Origin of the sequence: Micropruina sp. (assembly GCF_047602385.1) — a bacterium.
In the GTDB taxonomy this organism is placed as follows: Bacteria; Actinomycetota; Actinomycetes; order Propionibacteriales; family Propionibacteriaceae; genus Micropruina.
The window spans coordinates 274,104-288,759 of record NZ_JASGHL010000002.1; the positions used below are offsets into that span (position 1 = coordinate 274,104).

Annotated in this window: 17 protein-coding genes; all 17 read left to right on the forward strand. The window is 69.1% G+C overall.

Annotated elements, in window-relative coordinates; all coding sequences use genetic code 11:
• The first annotated feature begins 143 nt into the window (after positions 1-143).
• The 17 genes from QM711_RS06105 to QM711_RS06185 all read left to right on the forward strand — a co-directional run bounded on the left by QM711_RS06105 (position 144) and on the right by QM711_RS06185 (position 14,625).
• The gene (locus QM711_RS06105) at positions 144-341 is read left to right on the forward strand and encodes a helix-turn-helix transcriptional regulator (protein ID WP_415097339.1); all 198 of its coding nucleotides are present in this window, start codon (positions 144-146) and stop codon (positions 339-341) included.
• The gene (locus QM711_RS06110; protein WP_415097341.1) at positions 338-613 is read left to right on the forward strand and encodes a hypothetical protein; all 276 of its coding nucleotides are present in this window, start codon (positions 338-340) and stop codon (positions 611-613) included. Before QM711_RS06105 ends, QM711_RS06110 begins: the two co-directional genes overlap by 4 nt.
• Positions 610-2,667, forward strand: coding sequence for an AAA family ATPase (locus QM711_RS06115; protein ID WP_415097343.1), 2,058 nt, complete (start codon positions 610-612; stop codon positions 2,665-2,667). Before QM711_RS06110 ends, QM711_RS06115 begins: the two co-directional genes overlap by 4 nt.
• 312 nt (positions 2,668-2,979) lie before the next feature.
• Positions 2,980-3,552 carry an HNH endonuclease gene (locus QM711_RS06120; protein ID WP_415098613.1) on the forward strand — a complete coding sequence of 191 codons (573 nt, stop codon included), beginning with the start codon at positions 2,980-2,982 and terminating at the stop codon, positions 3,550-3,552.
• A 17-nt stretch (positions 3,553-3,569) separates the two neighbouring features.
• The gene (locus QM711_RS06125; protein WP_415097345.1) at positions 3,570-4,778 is read left to right on the forward strand and encodes a hypothetical protein; all 1,209 of its coding nucleotides are present in this window, start codon (positions 3,570-3,572) and stop codon (positions 4,776-4,778) included.
• A gap of 76 nt (positions 4,779-4,854) precedes the next feature.
• Complete coding sequence (locus tag QM711_RS06130; protein WP_415097347.1) at positions 4,855-5,205, forward strand: hypothetical protein; 351 nt, start codon at positions 4,855-4,857, stop codon at positions 5,203-5,205.
• A complete protein-coding gene (locus QM711_RS06135; protein ID WP_415097349.1) occupies positions 5,147-5,911 on the forward strand; it encodes a phage portal protein in 765 nt (254 codons plus the stop codon). Before QM711_RS06130 ends, QM711_RS06135 begins: the two co-directional genes overlap by 59 nt.
• A gap of 1 nt (position 5,912) precedes the next feature.
• On the forward strand, positions 5,913-6,386 hold the full coding sequence (locus tag QM711_RS06140) for a hypothetical protein (protein WP_415097351.1): 474 nt from the start codon (positions 5,913-5,915) through the stop codon (positions 6,384-6,386).
• A 206-nt stretch (positions 6,387-6,592) separates the two neighbouring features.
• Positions 6,593-7,996, forward strand: coding sequence for a hypothetical protein (locus QM711_RS06145; protein WP_415097353.1), 1,404 nt, complete (start codon positions 6,593-6,595; stop codon positions 7,994-7,996).
• A gap of 5 nt (positions 7,997-8,001) precedes the next feature.
• Positions 8,002-8,367 (forward strand): hypothetical protein, encoded by a 366-nt coding sequence (locus QM711_RS06150; RefSeq protein ID WP_415097355.1) that lies wholly within the window; start codon positions 8,002-8,004, stop codon positions 8,365-8,367.
• Positions 8,364-8,744 carry a hypothetical protein gene (locus QM711_RS06155; protein ID WP_415097357.1) on the forward strand — a complete coding sequence of 127 codons (381 nt, stop codon included), beginning with the start codon at positions 8,364-8,366 and terminating at the stop codon, positions 8,742-8,744. The genes QM711_RS06150 and QM711_RS06155 overlap by 4 nt, the downstream gene beginning before the upstream one ends.
• On the forward strand, positions 8,744-9,166 hold the full coding sequence (locus QM711_RS06160) for a hypothetical protein (protein WP_415097359.1): 423 nt from the start codon (positions 8,744-8,746) through the stop codon (positions 9,164-9,166). Before QM711_RS06155 ends, QM711_RS06160 begins: the two co-directional genes overlap by 1 nt.
• 116 nt (positions 9,167-9,282) lie before the next feature.
• A complete protein-coding gene (locus QM711_RS06165; RefSeq protein ID WP_415097361.1) occupies positions 9,283-9,783 on the forward strand; it encodes a hypothetical protein in 501 nt (166 codons plus the stop codon).
• A 3-nt stretch (positions 9,784-9,786) separates the two neighbouring features.
• On the forward strand, positions 9,787-11,322 hold the full coding sequence (locus tag QM711_RS06170; RefSeq protein WP_415097363.1) for a hypothetical protein: 1,536 nt from the start codon (positions 9,787-9,789) through the stop codon (positions 11,320-11,322).
• Positions 11,322-12,725: a phage head spike fiber domain-containing protein gene (locus QM711_RS06175; RefSeq protein ID WP_415097365.1), complete on the forward strand. Its 1,404-nt coding sequence runs from the start codon at positions 11,322-11,324 to the stop codon at positions 12,723-12,725. The genes QM711_RS06170 and QM711_RS06175 overlap by 1 nt, the downstream gene beginning before the upstream one ends.
• Positions 12,725-14,263, forward strand: coding sequence for a hypothetical protein (locus QM711_RS06180; RefSeq protein ID WP_415097367.1), 1,539 nt, complete (start codon positions 12,725-12,727; stop codon positions 14,261-14,263). The genes QM711_RS06175 and QM711_RS06180 overlap by 1 nt, the downstream gene beginning before the upstream one ends.
• Entirely contained in the window at positions 14,260-14,625 is a 366-nt protein-coding gene (locus QM711_RS06185) for a hypothetical protein (RefSeq protein WP_415097369.1), read from the forward strand. The genes QM711_RS06180 and QM711_RS06185 overlap by 4 nt, the downstream gene beginning before the upstream one ends.
• Positions 14,626-14,656 lie beyond the last annotated feature (31 nt).

A 14,656-nucleotide genomic window follows, 5' to 3' on the forward strand; every position in this document is an offset into this window, starting at 1 on the left:
GAGGGGCGTGAGGGTTAGCGGGAAGGGTCACCTCCCGCCGGACAGAACTCGTAGCCAAGCGCATGGCGGACTTCGCCTGAGATCGCGCTGAGGGCACCGCGACCGGTGAGGCCTCGTTGGAGATCCAGCGAGAGGTTACCTCCGTGTCCGTTCAACCCACCGACCTGATCACGCTCGCGGCCGCCGCCGAGACGTTCGGCGTCCACCCTCGGAGCATCCGCCGCCGCATTGCGAGCGGCGACCTCCCGGGCTACCGGTTCGGCCCGCGCGTGCTGCGCGTCAGCCGCTCCGACGTCCAGGCCCTGCTACGCCGCATCCCGGCCGCGGGCGGTGCGCGATGAGCACCTACCGGATGGCCGACCCCGTCGAGGTGGGTCGGAAGATCGACCTCCTGAAGATTATGCCGAAGCACCCTCTGCTAGAGCTGCGCGAGCTAGTCCAGGAGGGGCCGCGGCCGCTCCGCGCATTCTTCGGCTTCAACGACGGTGCGCGCTACCTCCTTGAAAGAGGTGTGGCCGACTGCGTCGGCGGAGAGGTGCGGGTCGGCGACGACTGGGCGCGCGCCCTGCGCATCTGGGACAACAACCGCACGAGCGCGGGTGCGCGACGGTGACCGAGGAAAAGCTGAAGGGCCGGGACGCGGATTCACCGGCCCGGCCCAACCACCGTGGCCTCGGTGGGAGTACTCCAGTTGTCGCGGCTCCACCGGACACCGACCAGCATACCGCGCTCGAACACGCGCGGCGCCTCGCTGAGGCCGGCGTCCCGCTGTTCCTGGCCCGTCCGGCGCTCGATGAGGCCGGTCAGTGGAACCCGCGCGGCGGCCACAACGGCTGCGGCTACGTCCTGCCGCCCCGCTGGCAGCTCAGCGAGGCCGACCCGGCCATCATCGGTCGCTGGCGGCCCGGGATGGCGCTGGCGGCCGTGACGGGCCACGTGGTGGACGTGGTGGACGTGGACCCCCGCAACGGCGGCCACGACACCTACGCCGAGCACGACGGCCAGTGGCCGGCCAGCTACGGCCGGCAGGCCACGCCGAGCGGCGGCTGGCACGACCTGACCGCGCCGCTCGGCGTGGTCAGCAAGGGCGCGCTGCCCGGGGTGGACGTCAAGGCCGGACTCCCCGACGGCAGCGGCCGCGGGTTCATCTGGCTGGCACCGACGCGGAAGCGGAGCAGGGCAACGGGCGAGATCGGCGAGTACCGCTGGACCACACCGCCGAACCTGGACGCGCTGGGCGTGCTCGGCGAGCCGGACCCGAGCGGCGAGTGGCTGGCCGAGCAGGTCAACGCCTCCCGCCGCAGCCAGGACGCCCGGGAGCCCTACGACGGCCTCTGGTACGACGAGCTGCCCGAGGACCGCCAGCGGCAGGCGGGCGACCACGTCGAGGCTGTGCTGGCGTCCTGGCACCGGCAGTACGCCGAGGCGGCCGGCTGGCCCGAGGGGCAGACCGACGACCGGGGCCGCGGTTGGGAGGCCCTGGCCCGTGACGGGGCCTGGGCGTTGGCGCTGCTCGCGGCCCATCCCGCCTACCCGCTGACCGACAGCGAGGCCGAGGCCGCCTACCTGGGCATGCTCGGTCCGCTGGGTGACGATCCCCGGTGTGCCGGGAAGTGGGGTCGGGCGCTCGCGAACGCCGCCGACGAGACGCCCGAGGCGGTGCCGTGGCTCAGCACGCCCGCCGAGGACTTCGGGCCTGCGTCGGCCGACGAGACGCCGGCGGCCGCCGGCAGCGGGTGGGGTCGATTCGACCTGGGGTCGGTCCTGGCCGAGGTCGAGGCCGGCAACCTGGAGTTGCCGAGGCCGGACGTGTGCATGACCGCCTCCGGGGCGCTGTTCTACGACGGGAAGGTGAACGGGCTAGCCGGCGACTCTGGCGCCGGCAAGACCTGGATTGCGCTGGCGGGCGGGTTGCAAGAGATGCGGAAGGGTAGGCCGTGCGTCCTGCTCGACTACGAGGACGGCCCGAAGACCGCAGTCCTGCGGCTCCGCGCCCTCGGTGCGCCGCTGGACCTCATCCACGACCTGCTCGACTACCGACAGCCCGTCCTACACGACCCCAAGGCCATTGCCGCGATGGTGGCTGAGGTCGCCGGGGCGTACGTGATCCTGGACTCGACCGGCGAAAGCATGAGCCTCGCCGGCCTGAGTTCCAACGACGACGGCGAGACCGGTAAGTGGCTCGGGGCAATAGCTCGACCGTTGTCGCGTGCGGGTTGTTGCGTGGTGCTACTGGACCACATGGTGAAAAGCAATGACGGCGGCCTATGGCCTATTGGCTCGCAGCGGAAAAGGGCCGGCCTGGACGGTGCCCAATACGTCGCGGAAGTCATCGAACCATTCAGCAGGAAAAAGGATGGGTGTGTGGCCATCAAAGTAGCCAAGGACCGAAGCGGGGCCGAGGCAGCGGGGGACGTAGCAACTTACGTCAGGTTCGAGCCGGGATTCGACGGCGGCCTGTCCGTCTCGTTCGGACCTGGCGCGAGTGCTGCGGACGCAGCCGAGCGGAGGGCCGAGAAGGCTGCCGAGAAGGTGGCCGTAGACGTGGAGGAACTGGACCGTCTCGACCCCCCGCCAACGTCGTTCCGCGACGTTCGCGAGCGTATGGGGTGGGGCCAGGCAAGGGCCGAGGCAGCGCTTCGGACCTACCGCGAGAACAGGAAATAGGCCCGTGTACCCGTGTACCCGGTACGTACCTAGGTACGCGTACCTGTGTACCTGCCCCCACGTAGTGGGCAGGTACGCAGGTACAGGGTTCAGGTACTTGGGGCTCAGGTACAGAACAAACGTACGAATAGAAGAGAGAAGAGAACAGGCCATGCCCACAACTGTTGAGACGATCATGATCCTGGTGGTAGCCGTCTACCCCCTGGCCGGCCTGTGGCTGGACCTGCGGCGCTGGAAGCGGGCAGGACTGTGAGCGCCACCCGCTGGGGCGGCGAGGTTGCCCGGAAGGCGAGGGCCAGGCTGGCCCCGATCGTGGCGGCGGGCGGCGCACCCTGCTGGCGGTGCGGCCGGGTGATCCACCCGTCCGCGTCCTGGGACGTGGACCACATCGTTCCGCGCGAGCAGGGCGGCAGCAATGACCCGGGTAATCTGGCGCCGTGCCACTCGCGTTGTAATAGGCGGGCCGGTGGTGTCGTGGGTGTGAAGTTCGCGCAAGCTGCTAATGCCGCGAGGAAGCGCGGCGAGAATGTCACGAAAGGCGCGAAAGTTTTTGAGTCGGGAATGCAGCCCACGGTCCCCGACCATTCTGTTTCTCTATCCGGTCTCCCCGCCGGGCTGCCGGCGGTGCCGCCGGATGACCTGCCGACGGTAACCGCGGTGCCGCTGGTGCTGTCGGAGATCCCCGCCGGCACCGACCTCGCGGAGGCACACGCGGGTGCCCGCTGGCTGGGCCTGCCGCTGACCCCTCAGGGCGAGCAGATCGCGGGCGTGATGCAGGCCCTCGGGAAGGACGGGCACCCGCTCTACGAGACCGTGGTGGCCGAAGCACCGGGCGCTCCACCAAGACCACGGCGGCCCTGGCAACCATCCTGGGCCGCTGCCTAGCCCGCGATGCCTACCTGGTGGCCTCTACGGCGCAGGACGGCACGCGGGCCTCGGCGAAGCTGGTCGAGATCATGACGGTCCTGCGGCACGCCGGGTTCGAGAACGAGGGGCACAAGCTCTACTTCAGCAACGGCCAGCAACGCATCCTGTTCGCCAACGGGTCGGAGTGGAAGGCGCTACCGCCCGACCCTGGTGCGTTCCGCAGCGCGGCCTACGACCTGGTGCTGATCGATGAGGCCGGCGAGCTGCCGCCGGAGAAGGCCGCCGCCCTCCTGGCGGGCATCATGCCGACGCAGGACACCCGCCCCGACTCTCAGACCATCGTCGCGGGCACTCCCGGCGAGTCCCGGGCGGGCCTGCTGTGGGATTCCCTGGCCGACCTGTCCGCCGGGGCGCCGGGGGTCGGCGGTGTGGTCTACGCCGCGCCGGACGGGCTGTCGTTCATTGACATGTCCGACCCGGACCGCCCGGCGGTGGATTGGGAGTTGCTGCTGCGCACTCATCCGGGCATCAGCAGCGGCCTGACCACGGCCGCGAAGGTCTACAGCCGCCTGGCCAAGATGGGCCTGCAGAAGTGGTCCGCGGAGTACCTGTGCCAGTGGGCGCGCCACGCCGGCGCGGTGGCCCTGGACGTGGCCGCGTGGGAAGCCTGCGAGGCGTCAGGGAGCTCTCAGCGGCCCGCCAGTGCGGCCGTGAGCTTCGACGTGGACCCTGATGGCTCCAGCGCGGCCGTGGTGGCCGCCTGGCGCGACGCCACCGGCCGGGCCTGCCTGGAGGTGCTGGAGGCCGGAGGCGGCTACGAATGGCTGCCAGGGGCCGCGCTGAGGGCGCAGGCGCAGCACCGGGGCACCGTCGCCTATGACGCGATCGGGGCCAGCCTGGACGCCGCGGACCGGATGGCCCGGCCGCCGCACCGGGTCCGCACCTCGCCGACCAAGCTCCGCGACCAGGTGGGCGCGGCGGCGAGGCTCGAAAAGGAGATCAGCCGGCGCAACGTGCAGCACTACGGCGACCCGGCGCTGACCGCCGCGGTCGAGGCGTCGGCCTGGCGCCCGGCCGGCGGTGGGCGGTTGTTCCTGCGCAAGCCGGGCTCCTGTGCCGTTGTGGCGGCCGCGCTGGCGTTGTGGAGCTTCGACCAGCGGGCGGGAGCGGGCGGCACGTCCCGGCGGGTGCGCACGGCTGCCGCCATCGCCGCCGCCCGCGCCACAAAATCATCGGGACATTAGCGGACATACTGCGACATACGGGACATCTTGCGGTTCTCATGGGGTATTGCCGCAAGATATCCCGTACCCTCATTCTGTGGGATTGTTCCGAAATCTGCTGGGGCCGAACAAAGCGGCTGTCAGCATGCTCGTGAACGGCCCCACGGCCCCGATCAAATCCCCGTGGTCCGGCACCCAGCTCAAGCGGATCGTGCTGTCGGAGCTGGCCGGCGTGGAGTCCCGGGAGGTCGCCCGCATCGACGCCATGCGCATCCCGGCCGTTGCCAGGGCGCGCGGCCTGATCTGTGGCACGCTGTCCCGCCACCCGCTGACGCTGTGGCGCTACATCGACGGCGTCAACGATGAGCGGCTGGCCCACTCCCGCCTGGATGACCAGCACCACGACCCGGCAAGGCCCGTCCACCCGCATGCTGTGGAGCCTGGATGACCTGCTGTTCTCCGGTGTCAGCGTGTGGGCCGTCGAGCGCGCCGGCGACGCGATCACGGACGCGATCCGCGTCGATCCGGCGTACTGGTCGATCGATCCCGACGGGCTGGGCGTCATGGTCAACGGCCAGCCGGCCCCCGATGACCAGGTGCTGATCCTGGAGGGGCCGCAGGATGGCCTACTGGTGATCGCTGAGGACGCCGTGCGCGCCTCCCGAAACCTGGCCAACGCGTGGCAACAGCGCGTCAAGGCGCCGGTGCCGCTGGCGGCCATCAAACAGCTCGACCCGAACGTCCAGTTGACCGACGACGAGATCGACGACCTCATCGTGGACTGGGAAGCTGCCCGCGCCAGCGGCGGAACCGCGTTCATTCCCGTCGGCTTCGACGTGGAGGCCCTAGGCGCTGGGCAGGCCCCCGATCTGTATGTGGAGGGCCGCAACGCCGACCGCATCGACTGGGCGAACTTCGTCGGGCTGCCCGCCGCGATGCTGGACGGCAGCCTCTCCACCGCGACGCTGACCTACTCCACGCAGGAGGGCAAGCGCTCCGAGTTCGTGGACTACTCGTTGAACTACTGGGCCTCAGCCGTCGAGGCCCGGCTCTCTCAGGACGACGTGACCCCGCCCGGGACGTACGTCCGCTTCGACATCAGCTGGCTGGTCAACCCGACGCAGGCCGGCCAGAACCCGAGCACGGAGGACTGACGTGACCCTTCAGACCGACCTCACCGGGCATCGCCACGGCCACCTGACCGCTGTTCGCTTCCACCGCGGGAGTCGTCAGCGTCAGGGTACGTGGGAATGCTTGTGTGATTGCGGGGAGACCCGCCACTTGTCGGTGGCGAAGTTCCGGCGCAACAAGTCGTGCGGGTGCGAACGCCCGGCGCATGTTTCGGCTGCTCAGCGCGGGGTGTGGGATACCGAGACTCCCACCTACCCCACGGCACACCAGCGCGTCTATTCCGCCAAGGGTCAGGCAGCGGAACACGCCTGCCCGTGTGGCGAGCAGGCGGCTCAGTGGGCCTATGACGGGCTCGACCCCGACGAGTTCGAGACCAGAGTCTCGTTCAAGGGTGTTGAGCGAATCGTCAAGTACTCCGGTGACCCCAAGCACTACCGGGCGCTGTGCATCTCGTGCCACGTCAAGCAAGACCGCTACGGCAAGGAAGTTGTCTCATGACCAGCAAGCTCACTCTGTTTGTGTCGAGGCTCACCGCCAACCGTGAGGATCGCGTGCTCTCCGGCCTTCTACTTCCTCATGACGAGGAAGGTAGAACTAACCTCGGACGACTGACGGCCAGCGCAGAGACCGTGCTCGACATGGGCGAGGATGTCACCCTGAATGTAGAGCACGACCCGAAACGCCCTATCGGGCGCCCGCTGGGCGTGGAGCGCACCCCGGAGGGCCTGCGCGCGTCCTGGCGCATCGTGGAGACACGGGAGGGTGACGACGCCCTCACCGAGGCCGCGGAGGGCCTGCGAGCAGGGTTCTCCGTCGAACTGGAACCGATCGTGACTCGGGGCGGGCGGATCATCAGCGGCACCCTGCAGGCGGCCGGTTTGGTGGCTCGTCCGGCGTTCCCGTCGGCTCGTCTTGCCGCGGCGGAGGACGCCCCCGTGCCCGACATGGGTGACGACCCGGCCGAGCCGAAGGCGCCCGACGTGGTGATCAACGGCGCCGAACTGGACGACGTGGAGTCCGTCGAGGTCACCCCGGACCGCATCGCCATCACCACCAAGACCCCCGAGCCCGACCCCGGGCCGGACAACGAGGAGAAGACCATGACCGCTGCCAAGGTGCAGAACCCCGCCCTGGTGGCGGCAAAGACCGAGCCCGAGGGCGTCAGCGCCGCGAAGCTGTTCGCGACCGCCGCCGCCGGGTTCGCCAACCTCCAGAGCCCGGCCAAGATGCTGGCCGCGCTGGCTGACATCGTCCCGGCCGACACGCTGGCCACCACTCAGCCGCAGTACGTCGGCGAGGTCTGGGACGGCGTCGAGTACGTGCGGCGGTTCATCCCGCTGTTCAACCATCGCGACCTGACCAGCGCCACGATCAAGGGCTGGCAGTTCAAGGACGGCAAGCGGCCCGAGGTGGACCTCTACACGGGCAACAAGGCCGACATTCCGAGCAACGACGTGGAGACCGAAGAGGTCTCGGGCGTGATCCAGCGGTTCGCGGGCGGTCACGACATCGACCGCGTCCACAAGGATTTTCCGAACCCCGAGTTCTGGGCGGCCTACTTCCGCGAGATGGCCGAGTCGTACGCCAAGAAGTCGGACCGGTACGTCCGCGACGTGGTCAAGGCCATTCCGACCGTCGCCAACGGCGGCCGGGTGCATCTGCTCAACGCGGCCATGCCCGCCGGGGTGCCGAAGGCGCTCGCGCTGGTCACCAAGGGCGCCCTGAAGCTGCTGAACTCGGACCTGGAGGTCATGCCGACCTTCGCCCTGGTGACCGCGAGCTACTTCGAAGAGCTCATGTACACCCCTCAGGAGCAGGTGCTCGCGTACCTGTCGGCCAGCCTGGGCCTGTCCGGCGGCGAGGTCTCCGGGTTCCGCCTGGTGCCGGTGCCCGACGGCTCCATGACCGTCGGCGGCTGGAACGCTCAGGTGCTCGTCGGCCACAAGTCGGCGCTCACCGTGCATGAGCTGGGCGGCGGCGCGCCGATCCGCGTCGAGGCCGAGGCCATCGCCAAGGGCGGCGTCGATGAGGCGTTGTTCGGCTACGTCGGCACCCTGGTCGAGAACGTCAAGGGCATCGTCGCGTACGACGCCCCGACCGCGAGCTGACCACCATGAGCACGCCGACGCCGGAAGAGGGGGCGTGGATCACCGAGTCCACGGACCCTCGGCTCGGCGTGCTCTGGCCCGGGTCGGCCGACTACGGCGACGATCTGGAACTTCCGCTCACCGTGGCGGCCCTACAGTGCGCCGAGTTCGCCCCGGTGCTCCCTGTCGGCGCTCCGACCCCGCCCAACTGGGTGGCGGCGCAGATTTTGCAGTGCCGCGCGCTCGTCCGGGCCGGCATCGTCGGCTCCGGTGACCAGGTCGGCGGCTATGGCGAGACCGTAACCGTCTTCCCGATGGACTGGACCGTCAAGAACCTGCTGCGACCGCGTAAGGGTCGCCCGTACTTCGGTGGCCGACGGGTGGCGCCATGAGCGGCCGGAAGCTCCTCGCCGACGCGCTACGCGCCGCGTTGCCGACCTGGCAGGTGCTCAGCCACACCGGGCAGCTGGACTCCGTCCGGCAGCCTGGCGCGGTCGTGCTGTGGACCTCTCGGCGGACTCGTGCGCCCAAGCTCGGGCTCGATTGGTTCGCCGACGAGGTCGAGCTGTGGGTGCTGACCGCCACTGACAAGCCGGCCCTGATCGAGGACGACTTGGACGCCCTGCTGCTGGCCGTCATGCAGGCCCTGGAACCGCTCGGCTCGTTCGCGTGGGAGACCGCGGAGCGGGCCGTCCTGGCCGACGTTTACGACGGCTACCGAATGACCATCACGTGCATGTGGCGCGTACAAGAAGAGGAGAACCCCTGATGGCTACCGTTGCGCATCCCGTGACCACGCCGCTGAGCTTCAAGGTCGGCACCCTGTCGGCCGCTGTCACCGGCTCGCCGGACACCGACACCCTGTCCCCGCAGGTCCACGAAATCCGATTCTCCCCGAGCACCGAGACCGGCTCATGGACCGGCATCGGCGGCAACGTGGTCAGCGATCAGAGCATCGCGACCTGGGCAGTCACCCTGGGCATGATCCAAGATGTGGCGACCACGGGCCTGCTGCGGTGGCTGCTGACCAACGAGGGCAAGAAGGCGACTTTCACCGCGCTGCTGACCACCGGTGTCACCGTCACCTTCACAGCGACGATCAGCCCCGCCGAGATCGGCGGCGCGGTCGGCTCCGGCTACCTGACCTCCACTGTGCAGCTGGCCATGGACGGCAAGCCCGTCTTCTCGTAACCCCGATCCCCAGTGGTGCGAGTCGCGCCGGGCGGACGCCGCAGACGCTATGCCTCCCCCCGGCAGCGTCACGCGGCTCGCACCACTGGCCTTCAAACCACGAAGGGAGGCCCCCCGTGCTCTCCGTCAAGGTAGGCAACGCTCCGGCCTCTCTGCGCGCCTCGGTGCTGGCCGTGAAGGCCGCGAACAGCGACATTCGGCGCACGATCAACCAGCGGATGCGCGCCACCATGAACCCGGTCTGGCGTCAGCGCGTCCTCGCTGGCGCACACGGCGGCATGGAGGCCCGGATGCTGACCCCCGGCACCCGGATCGCCGCCGGTAACCCACCGGCGCTCGTCGCGGCGTCCGGCAACCGGAAGATTGGCCGACTGACCCCGAACAAGCACGCCGCCGGGTGGGAGTTCGGCGCCTCGGACGCCGTGCGCCGCCAGTCGTCCGGCCGAGGCCCGAACAAGACCTACTCACGGCACGTCATGCGGCACCTGCCGCCCCGGAACCGCAAGGGCCGCGTGGTCTACCCGGCCGCCGCTGAGGTGCTGCCCCGGGTGGCGTCGTTCTGGGCGCAGAGCGCGATCAAGACGTTCCTGGACGCGGTCGAGGAAGGGCAGGGCTGACCCATGGCGTTCAAAATCCAGCTGCTGTCCGACGTAGCCGGGTTCCTGCGCGGCACGTCGTCCGTCGAGGACGCCCTGGACGACGTGGCCGACAGCCTGGACGACCTGGCCCGGGACACCAAACAGAACGCCGACAAGGCTGCCGACAGCCTGGAGCGTGAGTTCTCCGACGCGCTCGACCAGGTGCAGCGGGAGACCAAGAAGACCGGCCGCAAGCTGGGCGACGACCTCAAGGACGGCACCCGCGAAGCGGGCGAAGGCTTCGACGACCTGAAAGACGAGGCCAACGAGAGGGCGCGCGAAGCCGCCGCCAGCTTCTCGGGCGAGTTCGATGACGTGGCCGACTATGTCCAGGAAGTGCTTGCGCAGGCGCTGGCCGGGTTCGGCCCGGTCGGCGCCGCCGCCGGCCTGGCCGCGGCTGCCGGCATCGGCATCCTGGTCGCCGGGTTGCAAGACAGTGCCGAGAAGGCCGAGGAAGCGAAACAGCGCGTGCTCGACCTGGCCGACGCGCTCGGCGAGGTCAAAGGCGACCCGGCCGCGCTGCGCTGGGCCGACCTGCTGAAGGGCAAGCTCAACGAGATTGTCGATACCAAGGAATGGTACGAGTTCTGGCAGGACAAGCCGAAAACGCAGATGGAGGAATGGTCGAAATCGGCGCAGAAGTTCGGCATTTCCATGCAGGACGTTATCCGGGCACAGACCGGTGACGCCGAGTCCCTGGCTCGCATCAATGCCACCCTTGACCAGCAATACCGCGACCTGATCGATAAGTACTATGCCAGCGCCGCTGGCACCGGTGAGATGAACGACCAGTACCGTCAGCAGGCCGACGAAGTCAAGCGAGTTCAGGAATCCATGAACTCCGGCAACAAAGAGTTGCAGGACGCCAAGCGATACTCGGAAGAACTGGCGTCATCTTTGCAGGGCCTCAGCGACCCGATGGGCCGCGCCGCCGACGCCAGCGCGACTTTCACCGACTCGCTGAACGACCACCTGTCGGTCGCGGATGAGGGCCTGGATCGGTTCGTTCGCAAGGGCAAGCTGTCCCTGGACGCCTGGTCGGCCGAGCTGGCAAAGCGGGCACGCGAGGCGGAAGCGGTGCAGGACTTTTCGGTCAACATCGCGCCGAAACTGTCGCCCGAGGCGATGGCCCGGTTCGCGGAACTGCCCATCGAAACGCAACAGCAGATCGCCCGCGCATTCCGCGACGGCGGCAAGGCCGACCGTAAGAAGATCGTGCAGAATTTGGAGGCCGAGGCCAAGGTCACCAAGGTCCAGATCAACACTTCGGAAGCGCAGAAACAGGCCAGCGCGAAACCGGTCGAAATCCCGACCACGGTCGCTCAGGCCGGCGCCGTGAAAGGCGCACAGGAGGCCGCCGACAACGCGCAGAAAGTGGCGAACAAGGACAGCAACAAGATCGAGTTCCGCACCAAGGTCAACGACGACGGGTTGCAATCCGCCGTTAACCGGGTCGCCGCCAGCATTCACGAGCCGACCATTTACGTGAGGGTCAAAACCAAGAAGGACGCCGAATAATGGTCACCTTGTCGGGTGAAGACCTCACCGTTCATGTCCGGCTCGCCGCCGAGTCGCCCTCGGAGGACGTGGCGCCGGGTGTGTGGCAGATGGGAGCCGCGCTGCCCTCGGGCGACGACATCGCGACCGCCCGCACCGCCGTCGGGCAGGGATTCACCTCGACCCTGACCATGACCCTGGTGCGCACAGTGGCGTCCGACGCGGACGCCACGGTCCAGCTGGCCTACCGCTACCTGGACGCCGCCGAGGCCCTGCTGAGCAGCGGCCAGACCGGCACCCTGTCCGTGACCGCGACGGCCACCGAGTACACGCTGGCGCTGCCCGCCGCACCCGCCGGGACGGTCACCGTCGAGATCGCGCTGGTGTCGGCCATGAGCCCTCCTGCGCCGGTGCTGACCCTGGCCCGGACCAACCTCTACACGGACCCGCGATGCACCACGCTCACCGACTGGTCGGCCCGCAACTCCTGGACACTGGCCCTGGTGACCGGTCAGTCCGGCCTGCCCGCCGGGGTCGCCACGGCCGTGCAGGTCACCTGCCCGAGCGCCGGTAGCGCCGCGCACAGCGGGCTGAACCTCGGCGGCACCCCGGCCTCGGGCTCACCGACCGCTGGCGGCGTGGCCGTCACCCCGGGCACTACCTACACGATCAGCGCATACGTCCGCTCGACCAAGGCCGGGACCGTGCAGGTGTCCTACCGGTTCGCCACCGGTGGCAGCTGGACTGCTGCCGCCATCGAGTCGGCGGCGGTCTCGGTGGCGGCGAACACCTGGACCCGGGTGTCCTACACGTTCACCGCTCCGGCGGGCTGTGACCGGATGCAGGCCGCCTGGCGGATGCCGTCCTCGATCAGCTGGGCCTCGGGTGACACCATCCGGCTCACCGCCGTCCAGTTCGAGCAGGTGGGCAGTCTCGGGCTCTACTTCGACGGCGCGGGTTCGGACTCCGGCATCCCGACCCCGAAATCTGTGCAATGGACGGCCACCGCGAACGCGTCGGCGTCCGAGCTGTATACCGCGTCGGCCGCGAAGGTGCAGGTGCAGGCCCTCGACTCCTCGCTGCTCTACTCCGCCACCGCAGAGGAGGTCATCGGCGCCGCCCTGGAACGGCCCTACCGGCGCAGCGTGGCCGATATCTGGGGTGACGCTCAGCCGCTCATCACGGCAGGCACACCGGGCCTGCTGGCGGGCCGTCTGACGTTCCTGTGCGCGTCCCTGGCCAGCGCGATGGGCCTCGACGCCGTCTACCGCATGCCCGGCCTCGTCACCGTGGTCAGCGGCGGCGGCGAGCTGACCGGCCTGACCCACCGCGCCGTCGGCACCGCCCGCCTGAGCCCCGAGCTGGCGCGCGGCAAGACGCCGAAATGGACCCTCGAAATCGAGTTCCGAGAGCAGGCCAGCTGATGGCCGGGAAATGGTCCGGGAATCCCGGCAACAAAATCGACATCGGGTTCTTCTACGACTCGATCGAGATGAACACCACGGGCACCGCGGCCCGCATCAAGGGTGGCCGTATCCGCCTGCGCCAGGGCGTCAACATCTCCGACCAGACCAACTCGCTGTCGTGGTCCGGCTCGCTGGTGGCCAACGGCACGCAGAACAACATCAAGCTCGCGGGCAGCGGGGACAAGACCATTAGGACCGTCACCGGCAGCTGGATCACGCTGTCCACGACCAGCGCGGTCAAGGCCGACATCTCGGTCAGCTTCAGCGGCGTGAACTACGCGGGCAAGACGTTGACAATCAAGCTGACCGTGGCGTTCCCGCTGGCTGGTGACGGCGGATCGGTCAGCCCGAATCCTGGCGTCGGCGGCGACGCCTACCCCAACCCGTGGGCCGACGACAACGCCCCCGACTGGGCAACCGAACCCTACGTCGAGAGCGTCTACGCCGTCCGCCTGCCCGGCGCCCCCGCTGCGCTCCGCACAGTCCCCGCCTGGGACATCTCGGTGGACCTCGACGGCGGCCGGGCACCCTACGGCACTGCCCGATTCAAGGCGCCTGTTGAGTACCTGTCCGAGGACGCCTACGCGCTCACCAACCCGCGCGCCGTCCCGGTCGTCCAGATCGACGCCGGATGGCGCTGGGCGAGCAGCCTGAACGTCCACACCCTGTTCAGCGGCGTGATCACCGAACGGCGCCTGAGGGTGGACGACACCGGCGCCTATTGCGAGATCACCGCCGAGTCCTACGAATCGATCCTGGAATACCCGACGCACGTCGCCCGCGCCATCAACAATGCGTGGACGACCCTGACCGAGTTCTACTCCGGCTCCACCTTCTACCGGAAACCGGCCATCGTGGAACACCCGGCCAACCTCGCACCCGACAGCGCCGCCCTGGCCGAATACCGAGCCATGGCCCTAGAGATCGATGACGACCTGGGCGATTTCACCCGCGCCTGCGCATCCGCCCTCGGCCAGTGGGCACGCGGCTCGATGACCGCCACGACCCCCACCCTGGAAATCGTCACCGACCCGTACCCCTATCAGCGGCTGATCGAGCTGGACATCAACGCGTTTGAGCAGCTGGAGCGCGTCGAGAACCTGGACAACTGGGGCAACATTCTCCGGCTCACCACGCAGTGGACCAACGGCTCCGGCGACACCGTCAACAAGCGCCGCGTCTACGCCGCTACGGGCGTCTCCGGCGGCGGCGGCGCGGTCAGGGCAAGGGACATCACCCTGAACCTGAAACCGCCGTCCGGCGCCGTCCCGCCCGCGAACTGGGCACCCGCCAAGCGCTGGTTGCGGAGGATCAACGAGGCCAGCCGCGGATCGTGGTCCGGCCAGTGCCGCGCCCTGTGGTGGGTCCAGCCCCGGATCGATGGCGTGCTGCTCGCCGGATCGCCCCTGGCCGACACCGGCGGGCAAGTCCAGCGCGTGCAGTTCCTGGTGGACCAGGGGCTGATGCAACTCCAATGGAACGTCGTGCATCCATGACCCCGCTCGAACTGACCCCCGACCCGACCACGTTCGAGTCCTGGACCGCTGTGGCCGCCCTGGCCATCATGGTGGCCGGCGGCGTGGCCATGCGCTGGCTCGCGGTGATCAAGGCCGACGGCGCCCGCACCCGCGAGCAGGTGGACGCAACCTCGGCCAAGGTCGCGCAGGTCACCCGGACGCTCACCGAGAACAACAGCGGCAGCCACGTGAAGGACCAACTCGACCGACTCGAGAAGGCCCTGACCGAGGTGTCGGCGTTCATGGCCGAGAGCGTCGCCGACCGCCGTACGCTCAACGAGCGGGTCGCCACCCTGGAGAAGCGCCGCGGGCTGTTCGGCCGGCGACGTTCTGGCACGTAGCCGGCACGACATAGAAAGACCCCTAGCTAAT